Annotated in this window: 8 protein-coding genes and 1 pseudogene; 6 read left to right on the plus strand and 3 right to left on the minus strand. The window is 74.2% G+C overall.

Annotated elements, in window-relative coordinates; genetic code table 11:
* Positions 1 to 157 precede the first annotated feature (157 nt).
* Entirely contained in the window at positions 158 to 1,384 is a 1,227-nt protein-coding gene (locus QC283_RS13040; RefSeq protein WP_279561639.1) for a cytochrome P450, read from the plus strand.
* 18 nt (positions 1,385 to 1,402) lie between these two features.
* On the opposite strand, the gene QC283_RS13045 is transcribed toward QC283_RS13040, so the two are convergent.
* The 3 genes from QC283_RS13045 to QC283_RS13055 form a co-directional block, all read right to left on the minus strand.
* Positions 1,403 to 2,245, minus strand: a complete 843-nt coding sequence (locus QC283_RS13045) for a DUF4097 family beta strand repeat-containing protein (protein ID WP_279561640.1) — start codon at positions 2,243 to 2,245, stop codon at positions 1,403 to 1,405.
* Positions 2,246 to 2,295: 50 nt separating this feature from the next.
* Positions 2,296 to 2,814, minus strand: coding sequence for a hypothetical protein (locus QC283_RS13050; RefSeq protein ID WP_279561641.1), 519 nt, complete (start codon positions 2,812 to 2,814; stop codon positions 2,296 to 2,298).
* A 140-nt stretch (positions 2,815 to 2,954) separates the two neighbouring features.
* Complete coding sequence (locus QC283_RS13055) at positions 2,955 to 4,457, minus strand: FAD-dependent monooxygenase (RefSeq protein WP_279561642.1); 1,503 nt, start codon at positions 4,455 to 4,457, stop codon at positions 2,955 to 2,957.
* Between the two features lie 404 nt (positions 4,458 to 4,861).
* Here QC283_RS13055 and QC283_RS13060 point away from each other — a divergent pair, with 404 nt between their 5' ends.
* From QC283_RS13060 to QC283_RS13080, 5 genes and pseudogenes are all read left to right on the plus strand, one after another.
* Positions 4,862 to 5,128 (plus strand): phosphopantetheine-binding protein, encoded by a 267-nt coding sequence (locus tag QC283_RS13060; RefSeq protein ID WP_279561643.1) that lies wholly within the window; start codon positions 4,862 to 4,864, stop codon positions 5,126 to 5,128.
* Positions 5,125 to 6,375, plus strand: coding sequence for a cytochrome P450 (locus QC283_RS13065; protein ID WP_279561644.1), 1,251 nt, complete (start codon positions 5,125 to 5,127; stop codon positions 6,373 to 6,375). Before QC283_RS13060 ends, QC283_RS13065 begins: the two co-directional genes overlap by 4 nt.
* The gene (locus QC283_RS13070; RefSeq protein WP_279561645.1) at positions 6,372 to 7,109 is read left to right on the plus strand and encodes a thioesterase II family protein; all 738 of its coding nucleotides are present in this window, start codon (positions 6,372 to 6,374) and stop codon (positions 7,107 to 7,109) included. The genes QC283_RS13065 and QC283_RS13070 overlap by 4 nt, the downstream gene beginning before the upstream one ends.
* A gap of 55 nt (positions 7,110 to 7,164) precedes the next feature.
* Positions 7,165 to 10,239 carry a type I polyketide synthase gene (locus tag QC283_RS13075; RefSeq protein ID WP_279561646.1) on the plus strand — a complete coding sequence of 1,025 codons (3,075 nt, stop codon included), beginning with the start codon at positions 7,165 to 7,167 and terminating at the stop codon, positions 10,237 to 10,239.
* Positions 10,240 to 10,309: 70 nt separating this feature from the next.
* Positions 10,310 to 15,967 (plus strand): annotated as a pseudogene (locus QC283_RS13080) (SDR family NAD(P)-dependent oxidoreductase); the annotation flags it as partial.
* Positions 15,968 to 15,969 lie beyond the last annotated feature (2 nt).

Raw genomic sequence — 15,969 nt, forward strand, 5'->3', positions numbered from 1 at the left:
TGATCCTCCGGCCTGGCGCTTCAAGGGGTGTGGCCGTTCACTTGGCCCCGGCTCGGCGGGCGACGGGGCCAGAATGGCTCGGTGTGGCGCTACGCGTGTGCCATGGTGGAGTCACCGGTGTTGGCCGGTGCCCAGCCGTGCTGCGAAAGGAAACCCGATGAGCCAGACGGTTCCCGTCCCGAACGGCCTGCCCACGGAGCGGGACGCGGGCCCCTTCGACCCGCCCCGCGCGATCACCCGGCTGGCCACGGCCCGCCCGGTCAGCCCCCTGCTCTTCCCCGACGGACACGAGGGCTGGCTGGTCACCGGCTACGAGGAAGTGCGCCGGCTCATGGCCGACACCCGCTTCAGCTCCCGGCAGGACCTCGGGGTGCTGCACGTGCCCTACGACGTCCCCGGCATGCCCGTCCCCACCGAACCCTCCCCGCAGATCCCGGGCGTCTTCATCGCCATGGACCCGCCGGACCACACCCGGCTGCGGCGCAGGCTCACCGGTGCCTTCACCGTCAAGCGGATGAAGGAGCTGGAGGAGAACATCACCGACGTCGCCGAACGGCAGCTGGACGCCATGGCACGGCTGACCCCGCCGGTCGACCTGGTCGAGGAGTTCGCGCTGCCGGTGCCCTCACTGGTCATCTGCGAACTGCTCGGCGTCCCCTACGAGGACCGGGCGACCTTCCAGAGCAACACCGCCAAGTTCCTCGTCAGGGACCAGGCGTTCGACGAGAAGATGGCCGCGTACGGCGCCATGACCGCGTACCTCGCCGAACTGGTCACCCGCAAGCGCGCCGAACCCGGCGAGGACATCCTGTCCGACCTGGCCCGCCAGGAGGACCTCACCGTCGAGGAACTGACCGGCTGCGCCTTCCTGCTGCTGCTCGCCGGCCACGAGACCACCGTCAACCAGCTCTCGCTCGGCACCTTCGCGCTCCTGGAGCACCCCGAGCAGCTGGCCGCCCTGCGGGCCGACCCGGAGCTGATCCCCGACGCCGTCGAGGAACTCATGCGCTACCTGTCCGTCGCCGACATCTTCTACCGGTACGCCACCGAGGACATCGAGCTGGGCGGCGAGACCATCGGCGAGGGGTCGACCGTCGTCGTCTCCCTGCTGGCCGCCAACCGCGACCCCCGGCGCTTCGAGAACCCCGACACCCTCGACATCCGCCGCGGGGCACGCGGACACCTGGCCTTCGGCCATGGCGTCCACCAGTGCCTCGGCCAGCAACTGGGCCGCATCGAGATGCGCGCCGGATTCGGCGGACTGCTGCGCCGCTTCCCGACCCTGCGGCTCGCCGTCCCCGCCGACGAGGTGCCGCTGAGGACCGACATGAACATCTACGGCGTCCACGAACTGCCGGTCACCTGGACGAAGACGGCCCCCTGAGCCGCCGGCCGGGAGGGGTCAGGGCTTGGCGCGGCGGACGTCGATGTTGCCGTGGCGGGTGCGGGCCCGGATCGTGACCGTGTCCTCGAAGCCGCCCGGAGCGTCGGAGGCGGTGAGGGTGTTGCGCACCTGACCGGACCCGGAGTGGGCGTCGAGCCAGGCGGCCGTGCCGTGCCGGACGCCCACCTCGATGGCGCCGGTGGAGGTCTCCAACTGGACGGTGCCCCGGGCCACCTCGCCCAGCCGTACGGCACCGTGCGCGGTGGTCGCGGTGACCGAGTCCTCGGCGCGGGCGATGTCGATGTCGCCGTGGGCGCCGCTGACCCGCAGCTCGCCGGTGGCCGCGCCGACGGTCGTGGTGCCGTGCGAGTTCTTCAGGACGGCGGGACCGTCCAGGAGACCGGCGCGGACACTGCCCGAGCTGGTGGTGATCCCGGCGGCGCCCGCCACGCGGTCCACGGTGACCGAGCCGTGGGAGGCGGTGACCGTCAGCGGACCGGTCGCGTCGAGGCGGACGTCTCCGGAGGAGGTCTTCACCCGGACCTCGCCGAGCCGCCCCTCGCCGAACACCTGTGTCCAGGCACCGGTCAGGTCGACGCGCGAACCCGTCGGCAGATCGACGGACACATCGACGGTGCCGGTGCGGCCGAACAGGCCCGACTTGGGGGTGCGCACGGTCAGGACGCCGCCCACGCACGCGACCTCGGTCTGGCCGGCCGCCCGGACGTCCAGATCCTTGGCCGGGTCGCGGGGCCGTACCTCGACGACGGTGTCGGCGCGGTCGCCGGCGGTGAACTGGATGGACCCGGCCTCCACGCGCGCGATGACCGAGATCGCCTCGGGAGTGTCGAAGGAGGACATGGCGGCCCCGTCTGGTGAGGTGGGTGACGTGGTACGGGAAGCGGGCGCGGTCAGCGTACCCAGCCCGTGAGGCTCTGTCCGGCGCCGCGGGCCTTCTCCGCCGTACGCGGCGGGGCGCCGCCGTCGACCGCGGCCGCCACGGCGCGCACCAGCCACGCGTTGACCGACAGGCCCTCACCGGACGCGGCCTCCTCGGCGCGGACCTTGAGGTGGGCCGGCAGGCGCAGGTTGACGCGGACGGTGCCGCCCTCGTCGCCCGCGGGCGGGGCGGGGGGCCGCGGCGGTTCGGCGGGCGTGGCGGGCTGCCCGGCACCATCGCCTTCGGCGAGCGGCAGGGTCACCACGAAGTCGGGGTCGAGCCCCCGCAGCCGTACGTCGACCGAGCCCGGGGCGAGTTCACGGGTGATCTCGTCCATCGCGGCGGAGAGCACGCTGAGCATCGTCAGCCGGGCCGCCGACTCCAGGGGAGCGGACAGCCGGTCGGCCAGCTCGCGGGCTTCGCCCCCGCCGGCCTCGGCGGCCACCGCGAGGGTGCGGCGGAGGGTGTCGACGTACGGCGTGAGGTCCATGACGTCATGGTGGTATTACCGTGGCGCCATACGCAAGCCTGGTGAGCTGCGACGAAGCGGGGCCCCGGCGCCCGGGGGGAACGGCGGGGCGCCGGGGTGGTGCGCGGTGGCGCCGTCGTGGCGCGGTGGCCGATGGCCGCTCACCCCCGCAGGGCCGGACCGAACCAGGTGGTGAGGGCCGTCCGGAGCGCGGAGAGGTCGAGGGGACCGCCGGCGGCGGCCGCCCACGCGACATGGCCGTCGGGCCGGATGAGCAGCGCGGCGGGAGCGGGGACGTCGCCGATGGCCGGGACCGTCCAGAGGTCGTCCGCGCTGCGTGCCTCGACCAGGTCGACGCGGTCGGCCCAGCCCTTGACCTCCGCCGCCACCTCGGCACTGCCGCCCAGGTCGAGCAGGACGGGCCGGGCGGCGTGCAGCAACTCGTGGACGAACGCGGGACCGTCGGACGTGTCGAGGTCGGCGTCGGGGACCCGGCGGCCCTCGAGCGGGTGGTCGCCGTCGACCGGGTAGCGGATGTCCAGCGCGTTCAGCATGTGGCGCAGGTGCCGGTTGACGTCGTCGAACACCATGAGCGAGCCGAACACCTCGCGCAGCGCGTCCGTCTGGGCGCCGGGGCGGACCAGCGCCGACTGGGCGCGGGTGTTCTGCAGCACGCGCTCACCGACGGGGTGGCGCTCGGTGTGGTAGCTGTCCAGGAGACTCTCCGGCGCCTGGCCGCGCACCACCGCGGCGAGCTTCCAGCCGAGGTTCACCGCGTCCTGCACACCCATGTTCAGGCCCTGGCCCCCGGCCGGGAAGTGGATGTGCGCGGCGTCGCCCGCGAGCAGCACCCGGCCCGTCCGGTACTGGGCCGCCTGCCGGGCGGCGTCGGTGAACCGGGAGGTCCACCGGGGGGCGCGCATGCCGAAGTCGGTGCCCGCGATCCTGATCAGCGACTCCCTGAGCTGCTCGAACGTCACCGGCTCGTCGCGCTCGGGGACGCGGTCGTACTCCGAGGTGATCACCCGGTACCAGCCGGGCTCGAACGCGATCGCCGAGTAGTCGCCGGCCGGGCGGCGCCGAACCCAGACGTAGTCCTCGGGCAGGTCGGGCAGTTCGACGTCGCCGATCAGCGCGGTCATCGTCGGCTCGGTGCCGGGGAAGTCGACGCCCGCGAGCTTGCGCACGGTGCTGCGCCCGCCGTCGCAGCCCACCAGGTAGCGGGCGCGCAGCGTCTCGGGCGCCGCCTCCCCGGTGTCCAGCCGGACCGTCACGCCGGTCTCGTCCTGGCTCAGGCCGCTCACCGGGGACGACCAGCGGATCCGCACGCCGAGCCCGGTCGCCCACTCCTCCAGCAGCCGCTCGACGGCGGACTGCAGGATCATCAGCGGATACGGGTGCCGGGACTCGGACTCGTCGAAGTCCAGGTAGAGCCCGGAGAAGTGGCCCACCGGCTGCGGTTCGCCCTGAGCGAGGAAGCGGTCCAGGACGCCGCGCTGGTCGAGCACCTCCAGGGTGCGGGAGTGGATCCCGCCGGCCCGCGACTCGCCCGTCCGCTCCGCGAGCCGATCGACCACCAACACGTCGGCGCCCGCCAGCCGCAGCTCACAGGCGAGCATCAGACCGGTCGGCCCGGCGCCCGCGATGACCACGTCCGCGTCCATGCCGGAGTTTCCCACGTTGTCCCCCCTCTGAATTCCTGCTCTCGGGATTTCCAGTGCGTTCCAGCGGTAATCCAGTAAGCCTCCAGGGCCCGTCCGGCACATTCCGTCGTCCGCTCGCGGGGCAGGCGGAATGTTCCGGACGGGCCCCGTGGCGCCTCGCATCATTTCCACTCGCCCTGTCCCGCCGGCGGGACGGTTTCGGCGAGCGGATGCCGCGGGGGTTTCAGCATGCGAGGGCGCGGGCCCATCCTCAACCTCACCGGCCGACGCGAGTCGGCGGGCCGCCGGCACGGTGGGAGCGGACCCGCGTTCACGCGACACTCGATCCGGCCATTCACTCGGCCCTTCAAGGGATTTCGTCCCGCCGGCGGGACGGCGGAAAAGAGCTCGGCGGAGGAAGGAAAATGGCAATGGAGCGACAGGCCGCGCCTTCGAGTGCGCCGGTTTCCCTGGTGCGGGAAATAGCGGAGCTGTGGGGAGAGTGCCTGGGCCGTGAGGTCGGGGCGGAGGACGACTTCTTCGCGCTGGGCGGCAACTCACTGGCCGGGATCAAAATCATCGAGAGGGTGGCCGAGGACTACGGCGTCCAGCTCTCCGTACGCGACTTCTACCTGGCGGGAACCCCGGCCCGCAACGCCGACTTGATCGAAAAGGGGAGGGCGGGGACGTGAGGCTGACGCCGGGTCCCGCGCACGACGTCGACCTCGCCGGCGTCGACCTGTTCGACCTGGACCTGTACACCGAGGGAGACCCGCACCACGTCTGGGACGTGATGCGGGAGAAGGCGCCACTGCACCACCAGGTACTGCCCGACGGCCGGGAGTTCTGGTCGGTGACCCGCTTCGACGACGTCTGCCGGGTCCTCGGCGACCACCGCGAGTTCACCTCGGAGCGCGGCACCGTCCCCACCCACCTCGGGACGGACGACGTCGCGGCCGGCGTGCTGCTGACCTCCACCGACCCGCCCCGGCACACCGAGGTCCGCCGGCCGCTCGGCTCCAAGCTCACCGCGCGGGCGGTGAGGTCCTGGGAGGACTCCATCCGGGAGACGATCATCCGCTTCCTGGAGCCGGCGCTCGACGGCGAACCCTTCGACCTGGCCGAGCGGGCGCTGCTCCTCCCGGCGATGGTCACCGGACCGCTGCTGGGCATCCCCGAGAAGGACTGGGCCGAACTCGTCCAGCTCACCGCGATGGTGACGGCCCCCTCGGACCCGCACTTCCTGGCGGGCAGCGAGGCGGCCACCCTGGCCATCGCCCACCACGAACTGGTCACCTACGTCAGGGAGTGGGTCCGCTCGCGGCGGGCGTCCGGCTTCGAGGACGACAGCCTCCTGCACCACCTGATGAACGTCCGCCCGGGCGGCGCCCCGCTGTCCGACGAGGAGATCGCCCTCGACGGCTACAGCATCCTGCTCGGCGCCAACGTCACCACCCCGCACACCGTCTCGGGCACCGTGCACGCGCTCGTCGAACGGCCCGAGCAGTTCGCGAAGGCGCAGGCCGACCCGACGCTGATCCCCAACCTGGTCGAGGAGGGGCTGCGCTGGACCTCGGGCGCGTGCAACTTCATGCGGTACGCGGTGGACGACGTCGAGATCGCCGGGGGCACGATCCCGGCCCGCGGGGCGGTCGTCGCGTGGATCGGCTCGGCCAACCGGGACGCGTCCCGGTTCCCCGACCCGCACACCTTCGACATCACGCGCGCCAACGCCAAGCGCCAGGTCGCGTTCGGGTTCGGGCCGCACTTCTGCATCGGGGCACCGCTGGCCCGGCTGACCCTGCGCGTCTTCTTCGAGGAACTGCTCCAGCGGTTCGGCTCGATCGAACTCGCCGGCGAACCGCAGCACCTGCGGTCGTACTTCATCGCCGGGATGACCCACCTGCCCATCACCGCCCAGAAACGGCAGACGCCATGACCTCCGGCTCCACCACCGTCGCGTCACCGTGGTTCGTCCGGCCGCCGGCCGCCGGCCACGCCGCCCGGATCTTCACCTTCCCCTTCGCCGGGTCCGGTGCCTCGGCCTTCAGCGCCTGGCCGGCCGCGCTCGGCGACACCGAGATCTGTCCGGTGCAGTTCCCCGGCCGCGAGAACCGCCTGGCCCACCCCCACTACGGCACCTACGAGAACCTCGCCGCCGGTCTGGCCGAGGCGCTGCGGCCGCTGCTGGACGTGCCGTACGCGTTCTTCGGGCACTGCGCGGGTGCGCTGCCCGCCTACGAGACCGTGCTGCGGCTCGCCGAACTCGGCCTGCCCACGCCCGCCTGCCTGATCGTGTCGGGCCAGCCGGCACCGCACGACGCCTCGCACGACCGGATGCTCACCCTGACCGAGCCCGAACTGCGCGCCGAGGTGGAGTCGTTCCTGCGCGGCCGGGGCATCGAGCCGCGCCCCGACATGGTCGACCTCGGCCTGATGGTGCTGCTGCGCGACCACGCCGCCGCGGCCGCCTACCGGCGCACCGAGCCGGTTCCCCTGCCCTGTCCCGTCGTCGTCCTGCACTGGCGCGACGACCCCGACGTGAGCCCCGAACAGCTCCAGGGCTGGCGCCGGTACGCGGACCAGGTCGAGTTCGTGTCCGTCGACGGCGGCCACTACGACTTCATGGACGCGCCGGACGAGCTGCACAACGCGCTGACCCGTTGGCGATGAGCGCGGCACAGCCGCCCGCGAGAGCCGTACACCGAGGGAACCGGAAGGAATTCGAATGAGTGGTGCAGCCACCGGCATCGCCGTCATCGGGATGTCGTGCCGCTTTCCCGGTGTGCACGACGTGGACGACTTCTGGCGCCTGCTGCTCGACGGCGAGTCGACCTTCGGCACGTTCCCCGAGCACCGGACGGTCCCGGACCGCACGCCGCACCCGGACGCCGCGACCGTGAACTCCGGGTCGTTCCTCGACGCCGTCGACGCCTTCGACGCGGAGTTCTTCGGCACGCCCGCCGCGGAGGCGGCCGCCATGGACCCCGTGCAGCGGCTGGGCCTGGAGCTGGCCTGGGAGGCCGTCGAGAACGCCCGGGTCCCGGCGACCGCGCTCGCGGGCCGCGAGGTCGACGTCGTGGTCGGCGCCGGCCCTTCCGGGTACGAACTGCTGCGCAGGCTCTCCGGCAGCGACAGGGACGACCACTACGCCGTCCTCGGGTCGGGCGGCGGGCTGATCGCCAACCGGATCTCACACCTGTTCGACGTGCGGGGAATGAGCCTGTGCGCGGACTCCGGCCAGTCCTCCTCCCTGGTGTCGCTGGCCTTGACGTGCGAACGGATCCGCAGCGGCGCGGTCGACATGGCGCTCGCCGGCGGCGTGCACCTGATCGCCGACCCGGAGGCGGGACTGGGCCTGGCCAACCTCGGCGCCCTGTCGCCCGACGGCCGCTGCCACCCCTTCGACGCGCGCGCCAACGGCTTCGTGCGGGGCGAGGGCGGGGCGTTCGTCCTGCTGAAGCGGCTCGACCGGGCCGTCGCCGACGGCGACCACGTCTACGCGGTGGTCCGCGGCTGGGGCGTCGGCAGCGGCGGCGCCTCCTCCCGGCTGCCGGACCCCAGCCCCACCGGGCAGGCGGCGGCCGTGCTGTCCGCCCTGAAGGCCGCGGACGTCACCTTCGACGGCGTGGACTACGTCGAGGCGCACGGCACCGGCACCCGGCGCGGCGACCCGGCCGAACTCGCCGGTCTGCGCGAGGTGTCCCGGCACACCGGCCGCGGCCGCCCTCTGGTGATCGGCTCGGTGAAGGCGAACGTCGGGCACCTGGAGCCGGCCGCCGGGATCGTCGGCTTCGTGAAGGCGGCGCTCTGCCTCGACCGCGCCCACCTGGTCCCGCTTCCCGGCTTCCGGTCCCCCAACCCCGACATCCCCGGCTTCCAGGAGGACTTCGAGGCCCTGAACACCGCGCGCCCCTGGCCGAACACCCCCGGCCGGCCGCGACGGGCCGGAGTGACATCGGTCGGCATGGGCGGCACCACCGCCCACGTGATCCTCGAACAGGCCCCCGAACCACCGGCCGAGCCCGTGGCCGAGGACCAGGCGCCCGGCGTCCCCGCCGCCGTGCCGTGGGTGCTGTCGGCGCGCTCCGAACCGGCCCTGCGTCAGCAGGCGGCACGGCTGCGCGACCGCGTGGCGGCGGACCCCTCGCTGACGGCGGCCGACGTGGGGCACTCGCTGGTGACGACGCGGACGGCGTTCGCGCACCGGGCCGTGGTGCTCGGCGCCGACCGCGAGGAGGCGCTGGCCGGCCTCGGCCTGGTGGCGGCGGGCGGCGGCGCGGCCCGCGCCCTGCGCGGGGTGGCCGGCGGGCCGGCGGGTCCGGTCGTCCTCGTCTTCCCCGGCCAGGGCTCGCAGTGGCTGGGCATGGGCCGGGAGCTGTACACGCAGTCGGAGGTCTTCGCCCACGCGATCGACGACTGCGCGCGGGCGCTGGAGCCGTGGCTGGACTGGTCCCTGCTGGACCTGGTGACCGGCGCGCGGTCGGCGCCGGCGCTGGAGCGCGGGGACGCCGTGGTCCAGCCGGCGCTGTTCGCGATGATGGTGTCCCTGGCCCGGGTGTGGCGGTCGCTGGGCGTCGTCCCCGACGCGGTCGTGGGGCACTCGCAGGGTGAGATCGCCGCGGCGTGCGCGGCGGGCGCGCTCTCCCTCAAGGACGCGGCCCGGGTGGTCGCCCTGCGCAGCCGGGCGCTGACCGCACTGGCGGGCCTCGGCGGGATGAACGCGGTCGCCGCGCCCCTCGCCGAGGTCGAGGAACGGCTGACCCGGTGGCCCGGGCGGCTGTCCGTGGCCGCGGTCAACGGGCCCGGCTCCGTGGTGGTATCCGGGGATCTGGAAGCACTCGGGGAGTTCGCGGCCGAGGCCGCCGCCGACGGGGTGCGAGTGCGCCGGGTCAGGATCGAGTACGCCTCCCACTCCCACCAGGTCGAGCGCATCCGTGAACAGGTGCTCGCCGCCGCCGCGGACGTGACGCCGCGGCGGACCCCGGTGGAGTTCCACTCCACGGTCACCGCGGGGCGGCTCGACACCCGCGTCCTGGGCAGCGAGTACTGGTACGACAACCTGCGCTCGACGGTGCGGTTCGGCGAGGTCGTCGGCGCGCTGATGCGCGAGCGCGGTGGTGTGTACGTGGAGGTCAGCCCGCACCCCGTGCTCCAGGTGGCGATGGAGGAGACCGCCGACACGCTGGCGAGTCCGCCCCTGGTGGTGAACACCCTGGACAAGCATGACGGCGGCGCCGCCAAGATCTTCGCGTCGGCGGCCGAACTGCATGTGCGGGGTGTGCCGGTGAGCTGGGAGACGGCGTTCGCGCCGGCGCGGCCGCGCCGCGTCGGCCTGCCCACCTACCCGTTCCAGCGGCAGCGGTACTGGCTGACCGCGCCGGACGACACCCCCGCCCCGGACACGACCTCCGCGGGCCCGGACCTGGCCTCGGAGGCGTCGGTCCGCGCGCTGGTGTGCGCCGAGACGGCGACGCTGCTGACCGCGAAGGACGCGGACCTCGCGGGCGTCGACCTCGCGTCGAGGTCGGGCGAGACCTTCAAGGCCCTGGGCTTCGACTCCTCGATGGTCGTGGCGCTCCGCAACCGGCTCACGGCGGTGACCGGAGTGCGTCTCGCGGCCACCGTCGCCTTCACCTACCCCACGCCGCGGCGGCTCGCCGAGCACCTCTTCTCCCTCCTGACGCCGGCGAGGCCCGGCCCGGCGGAGACGGCGCCGGGGACAGCACAGGAGACAGCGCAGAAGGCGGAAAGTCGTAGTGATGACGATCTGTACGCATTGATCGACCGTGGATACGTGTAGCAACACCGTTCGTCTCAGCAACCGTTAGGGGGAGGCCCTGGTGGAGGATGTCGACAAGCTCCGGTCCTATCTGCGTCGCGCCGTCGGCGACGCGCAGCACCTGCGTGAGCGCGTGCGCGAGCTGGAGGAGTCCGCGCGCGAGCCCATCGCGGTCGTGGGTGTGGGGTGTCGCTTCCCGGGTGGGGCGACGTCCCCCGAAGGACTGTGGGACCTGGTGTCCGACGGCGTGGACGCGGTGGGCGACTTCCCGTCGGACCGCGGCTGGGACGTGGAGGCGCTCTACGACCCGGACCCCGAGGCGCACGGGAGGACGTACACCCGCTCGGGCGGGTTCCTGCACGACCTCCCCGAGTTCGACGCGGAGTTCTTCGGCATCAGCCCGCGCGAGGCACTGGCGATGGATCCGCAGCAGCGGCTGATGCTGGAGACGTCGTGGGAGGCGCTGGAGCGGGCGGGCATCGACCCCGCGGGGCTGCGGGGTTCGGCGACCGGGGTGTTCACCGGGATCTACGGCGTCGACTACGGCCCCCGGATGGGCGGCGGGGCGGCCGGCGAGGTCGAGGGCTTCACACTCACCGGCACCTACCTGAGCGTGGCCTCGGGCCGGGTGGCGTACACGCTGGGCCTGCACGGTCCGGCGGTGTCGACCGACACCGCGTGCTCGGCGTCGCTCGTCGCCGTCCACCAGGCCGTGCGGTCCCTGCGGTCGGGGGAGTGCACCCTGGCGCTGGCCGGTGGTGTGTCGACGCTGCCGACCCCGGGGATGTTCGTGGAGCTGTCCCGGCAGCGTGGCCTGTCGGCGGACGGGCGGTGCAAGGCGTTCGCGGAGGCGGCCGACGGCACCGGCTTCTCCGAGGGGGCGGGCGTACTGGTCCTGGAGCGGCTGTCGGACGCGCTGCGAGCCGGGCGTCGCGTCTGGGCGGTGATCCGGGGGTCGGCGGTCAACCAGGACGGCGCGTCCAACGGGCTGACCGCGCCCAACGGGCTGGCGCAGCAGCGGGTCGTCCGGGCGGCCCTGGCCGACGCGGGCCTGACGGCCCGTGAGGTGGACGCGGTCGAGGCGCACGGGACCGGCACGCGGCTGGGCGACCCGCTGGAGGCGGAGGCGCTGCTGGCCACCTACGGGCAGGAGAGGGACCCGGCCGGCCCGCTGTGGCTGGGGTCGCTGAAGTCGAACATCGGCCATACGCAGGCGGCGGCCGGAGTCGGCGGCATCATCAAGATGATCATGGCGATGCGGCACGGGGTACTGCCCCGGACGCTGCACGTCGACCGCCCCTCCACGCACGTGGACTGGTCGGCCGGGGCGGTGGAACTGCTCACCGAGGCCCGGGAGTGGACGACGGAGGCGGGCCGGCCCCGACGCGCGGGCGTGTCGTCCTTCGGCATCAGCGGCACCAACGCACACCTGATCCTGGAGCAGGCGCCCGAGCCTGCCCAGGCGCCCGAGGCTCCCGAGCAGGCCCAGGCCCCCGAGGCCCCCGAGCCGGCCCAGGCCCCCGAGGCCTCGGAGCCCGCCCAGGCGCCCGAGGCTCCCGAGCCCGCCCAGGCCCCCGAGGCCCCCGAGCCGGCCCAGGCCCCCGAGGCCCCCGAGCAGGACCGGTCCCCCGCCCGTGAGCCCGGCGTGGTGCCGTGGGTGCTGTCGGCGCGCTCGCGGCAGGCGCTGCGCGAGCAGGCGCGGCGGCTGCGCGACCATGTCGCCGCCGACCCCGCCCTGCCGGTCGCGGACGTGGGCCACGCGCTGGTGACGACACGGTCGCTGTTCGAGCACCGCCAGGTGGTCGTCGGCGCCGACCGCGACGCCCTGCTCGCCGCCCTGGCCGCCGTGGCCGCGGGCGACGAACCGGGCTCCGCCGCCGCGGTGTCCGGTGTCGCGCGGCCCGTCGGCAAGACGGTCTTCGTCTTCCCGGGCCAGGGGGCCCAGTGGGTCGCGATGGGCCGGGAGCTGTGGGAGACCTCCCCCGTCTTCGCCGAGCGGTTGCGCGCCTGCGCGAAGGCGCTGGAGCCGTGGGTGTCCTGGTCGCTGGTCGACACCGTGTGCGGCGGGCCCGAGTCGGCCGACCTGGAGGACATCGCCGTCGTCCAGCCGGTGCTGTTCGCCGTGATGGTGTCCCTGGCGAGGGTGTGGCAGTCGCTGGGCGTGGTGCCGGACGTGGTGATCGGCCACTCCCAGGGCGAGATCGCCGCCGCCCACGTCGCCGGCGCGCTGACCCTCGAGGACGCGGCCAGGATCGTGGCCCTGCGGTCCCGGCTCCTGGCCACCGTCGCCGGACAGGGCAGCATGGCCGGGATCCTGCTGCCCGAGCACCGCGTGCGGGAGCTGATGGCGGGCCAGGAGTCCCGGATCGGCATCGCCGCGGTGAACGGACCCCGCTCCACCACGGTGTCGGGCGAGACCGGGGCGGTCGAGGAACTGGTCGAGGCCTGCCGGGCCGAGGGCGCCCGCGCGCGGCTGATCAAGTCCAGCGTTCCCGGCCACTCGCCGCTGATGGACCGCTTCGCCGAGCGGCTCCCCCGGGAGGTGGGCCGCGTCACCCCGGCGCCCACGCCGGTCGAGATCTACTCCACGGTCACCGGCGGCCCGATCGACCCGGCGGCGCTGGACGCGGCCTACTGGTTCCGCAACCTGCGCGAGCCGGTGCAGTTCGCGGCGGCCATGGGGCGCCTGGTCGAGCAGGAACCCGACAGCGCGGTCGTCGAACTCAGCCCGCATCCGCTGCTCGTGATGAACATCCAGGAGATGTTCGACACCACCCCCGGCGCCGGCGGCTTCGTGGTGGGTTCCCTGCGCCGCGACGAAGGCGGCCTCGCCCGGCTGTACCAGTCGGCGGCGGAGGCCTTCGTGGGGGGTGTCGAGGTGGCGTGGCAGGCGGCGTTCCCCGGCCGGGACGGCCGGTGGGCCGAGCTGCCCACGTACGCCTTCCAGCGGCAGCGCTACTGGCTGAACACCCCTCAGGAGACCACCACCGGCGCCACCTCGGACCATCCGCTGCTCGACGCCGTGGTCGACCTGCCCGCCGACGGCGGGCGCGGGGGAGTGGTCGGCGGCGGACGCCTGTCGCTGGAGCGCCACCCCTGGCTCGCCGAGCACGTCGTCCACGGCGCCCACCTGGTGCCGGCGACCGTACCGGTGGAGCTGGCGGCGTGGGCCGCGCACAAGGCCGGGTACGACACCGTCGACGAACTCACCCTGGAGACCCCCCTGGTGCTGTCCCGCACGGCCGAGCGGGAGATCCGCGTAGTGCTCGACGGCACCGGCACCGTCTCCGTGCACTCACGCGGCGAGGGCGAGACCGAGTGGACGCGCAACGCCGTCGGCACCGCCGGCACCGCGGCACCCGCCGAGGACAACCTCGTCGCATGGCCCCCACCGGGCGCTGACCAGGTGCCGTTCGAGGAGGAGTACACCCGGCTGTCCGACCTCGGCTTCGGCCACGGTCCCGTGTTCCGGGGTTTGAAGGCGGTGTGGCGGCAGGGCGACACCCTGTTCGCGGAGGTGGCACCGCCCGCCGCCGGCGGCGCCGACCAGGACCGCTTCCGGATCCACCCGGCGCTGCTGCACGCCGCGCTGCTCCCGGCCGGCCTGGGCGGGCTCGTCGACACCTCCCGCCCCGAGGGCTGGCTGCCGTACCGCGCCACCGGCATCCGGCTCGGCTCCGCCCGGCCGGGCGCGCTGCGCGTCCGGCTCGCACCGGCGGGCGAGAACACGCTGTCCGTGACCCTCGCCGACGAGCGCGGCACACCCGTCGGCGGCATCGCGTCACTGACCCTGCGTCCCGCGGACGTCGAGCGGCTGACCGCGCTGAGCTTCGACCACCAGGACGCGCTGTTCCGCCCGGACTGGACGCCGGTGCCCACCCCGTCCGAGGGGACGGCCGGCCCGTACGCGGTGCTGGGCACGCCCGCGTTCCCGGCACCGGACACGGCGGTCTTCGCAGGCCTCGACGAACTCACCGCGGGCGACGGCCCCGTGCCCCCGGTCGTGATCGCCGCCGTGGAGCGCGCCGACCCGGACGGCGGGGACACCCCCGCCGCCGTCGAGCGCGCCCTGCACCAGGTGCTGCGCTGGACGCACACCTGGCTGTCCGACGACCGCTTCGCCGAGTCGCGGCTGGTCGTCGTGACCCGGGGCGCGTTCCACGACGGGCAGGTGCCCGGCCCCGATCCGGCGGCAGCCGCCGTCTGGGGATTCGTGCGCAGCGCGCAGACCGAGAACCCGGGCCGGTTCACGCTCGTGGACACCGACGACCGGCAGGCCTCGTGGAACCTCCTCCCGGCGGTGACCGGAACCGGGGAGGCCCAGCTCAGGATCCGGGCCGGCGCACTGGACGCCCCTCGGCTGACCCGCGCCGACGCCGGCGCACGGGCCGGCGCCGGGGACGTGCCCGTCCTCGGCTCGGGAACGGTGCTGATCACGGGCGGCACCAGCGGCCTGGGCGCGCTGCTCGCCCGGCACCTCGTGGACCGGCACGGCGTGCGCCGCCTGCTGCTGACCAGCAGGCGTGGACCGGCGGCCCCGGAGGCGGCCGGGCTGACCGGGGAACTGACCGGAGCGGGCGCGCACGTCGACATCGCGGCCTGCGACGTCACCCGCCGCGACTCCGTCGCCGCGCTGCTCGCCGCCGTACCGGACGAACACCCGCTGACGGCGGTGATCCACTTGGCCGGTGTGCTGGACGACGGTGTCGTCGAGGCGCTGACCGAGGAACGCCTGGACGCCGTCCTGGCACCGAAGGTGCGCGGCGCCTGGCACCTGCACGAGCTGACCCGGTCGCTGGACCTGTCCGCGTTCGTACTGTTCTCCTCGGTCGCGAGCGTCCTCGGCACCGCGGGACAGGCCAACTACGCGGCGGCCAACGCCTTCCTCAACGGCCTCGCGGACGCCCGCCGGGCCGACGGACTGCCCGCCACCGCGCTGTGCTGGGGCCTGTGGGCCGAGCGCAGCGAGATGAGCGCCGGCCTCGACGACACGGACCTCGGGCGCCTGCGACGGCAGGGCGTGCTGCCGATGTCCTCGCGGGAGGGCCTCGCGCTGTTCGACACGGCGGTCCTGGTGGACGACGAGCCCGTGCTGGTGCCCGCCCGGCTGGACCTCGCGGCCCCGCGGACCGGCCGGCTGGACTCCCCGCTCCTGCGCGGCCTCACCGGGACGCCCGCCGCGGCAGGCGGCCCGGAGGGCCGGGAGAGTGCGGACGGCTCGCTCGCGGACGACCTGGCGTCGCTGCCGCCGGCCGAGGCCGAGACGGCGCTGCTCGACGCCGTCCGGGCCCAGACCGCGACCGTCCTCGGTCACGCCGACCCCACGCGGATCGGCCCCGCCGTGGCGTTCAGGGAACTGGGCATCGACTCGCTCACGGCGCTGGAACTGCGCAACAAACTCGCCGCGGTGACCGGTCTGAAGCTGCCCGCCACCCTCGTGTTCGACCACCCCAACCCCGGCACCCTCGCCCGGTTCCTGACCGGGATGATCACGCCCGGTGACACGGCCGGACCGCGGTCACCGGCCGCCCACCTGGTCACGGAGATCGAGCGACTGGGCGCCCGGCTCCAGGACGCCTTCCCCGACCTCGCGGCCGAGGAGCGGACCACCGTCACCGCGCTGCTCGGTGAACTCCAGGGCCGGGCCCGTTCGATGGCGAGCGCCGGAGCACCCGTCGGTATCGCCGACCAGATCGGTTCGGCCTCGGCGGGAGAACTTCTCGCGCTGCTGGACAAAGAGCTCGGCTAGGG

The organism is Streptomyces sp. DH41 (assembly GCF_029813785.1).
Taxonomy (GTDB): Bacteria; Actinomycetota; Actinomycetes; order Streptomycetales; family Streptomycetaceae; genus Streptomyces.

Excerpts from the sequence above, each read along its gene's own strand:
- QC283_RS13040 (WP_279561639.1), top strand. The coding sequence starts at position 158 with ATGAGCCAGACGGTTCCCGTCCCGAACGGCCTGCCCACGGAGCGGGAC.
- QC283_RS13045 (WP_279561640.1), bottom strand. The coding sequence starts at position 2,245 with ATGTCCTCCTTCGACACTCCCGAGGCGATCTCGGTCATCGCGCGCGTG.
- QC283_RS13050 (WP_279561641.1), bottom strand. The coding sequence starts at position 2,814 with ATGGACCTCACGCCGTACGTCGACACCCTCCGCCGCACCCTCGCGGTG.
- QC283_RS13055 (WP_279561642.1), bottom strand. The coding sequence starts at position 4,457 with ATGGACGCGGACGTGGTCATCGCGGGCGCCGGGCCGACCGGTCTGATG.
- QC283_RS13060 (WP_279561643.1), top strand. The coding sequence starts at position 4,862 with ATGGCAATGGAGCGACAGGCCGCGCCTTCGAGTGCGCCGGTTTCCCTG.
- QC283_RS13070 (WP_279561645.1), top strand. The coding sequence starts at position 6,372 with ATGACCTCCGGCTCCACCACCGTCGCGTCACCGTGGTTCGTCCGGCCG.
- QC283_RS13075 (WP_279561646.1), top strand. The coding sequence starts at position 7,165 with ATGAGTGGTGCAGCCACCGGCATCGCCGTCATCGGGATGTCGTGCCGC.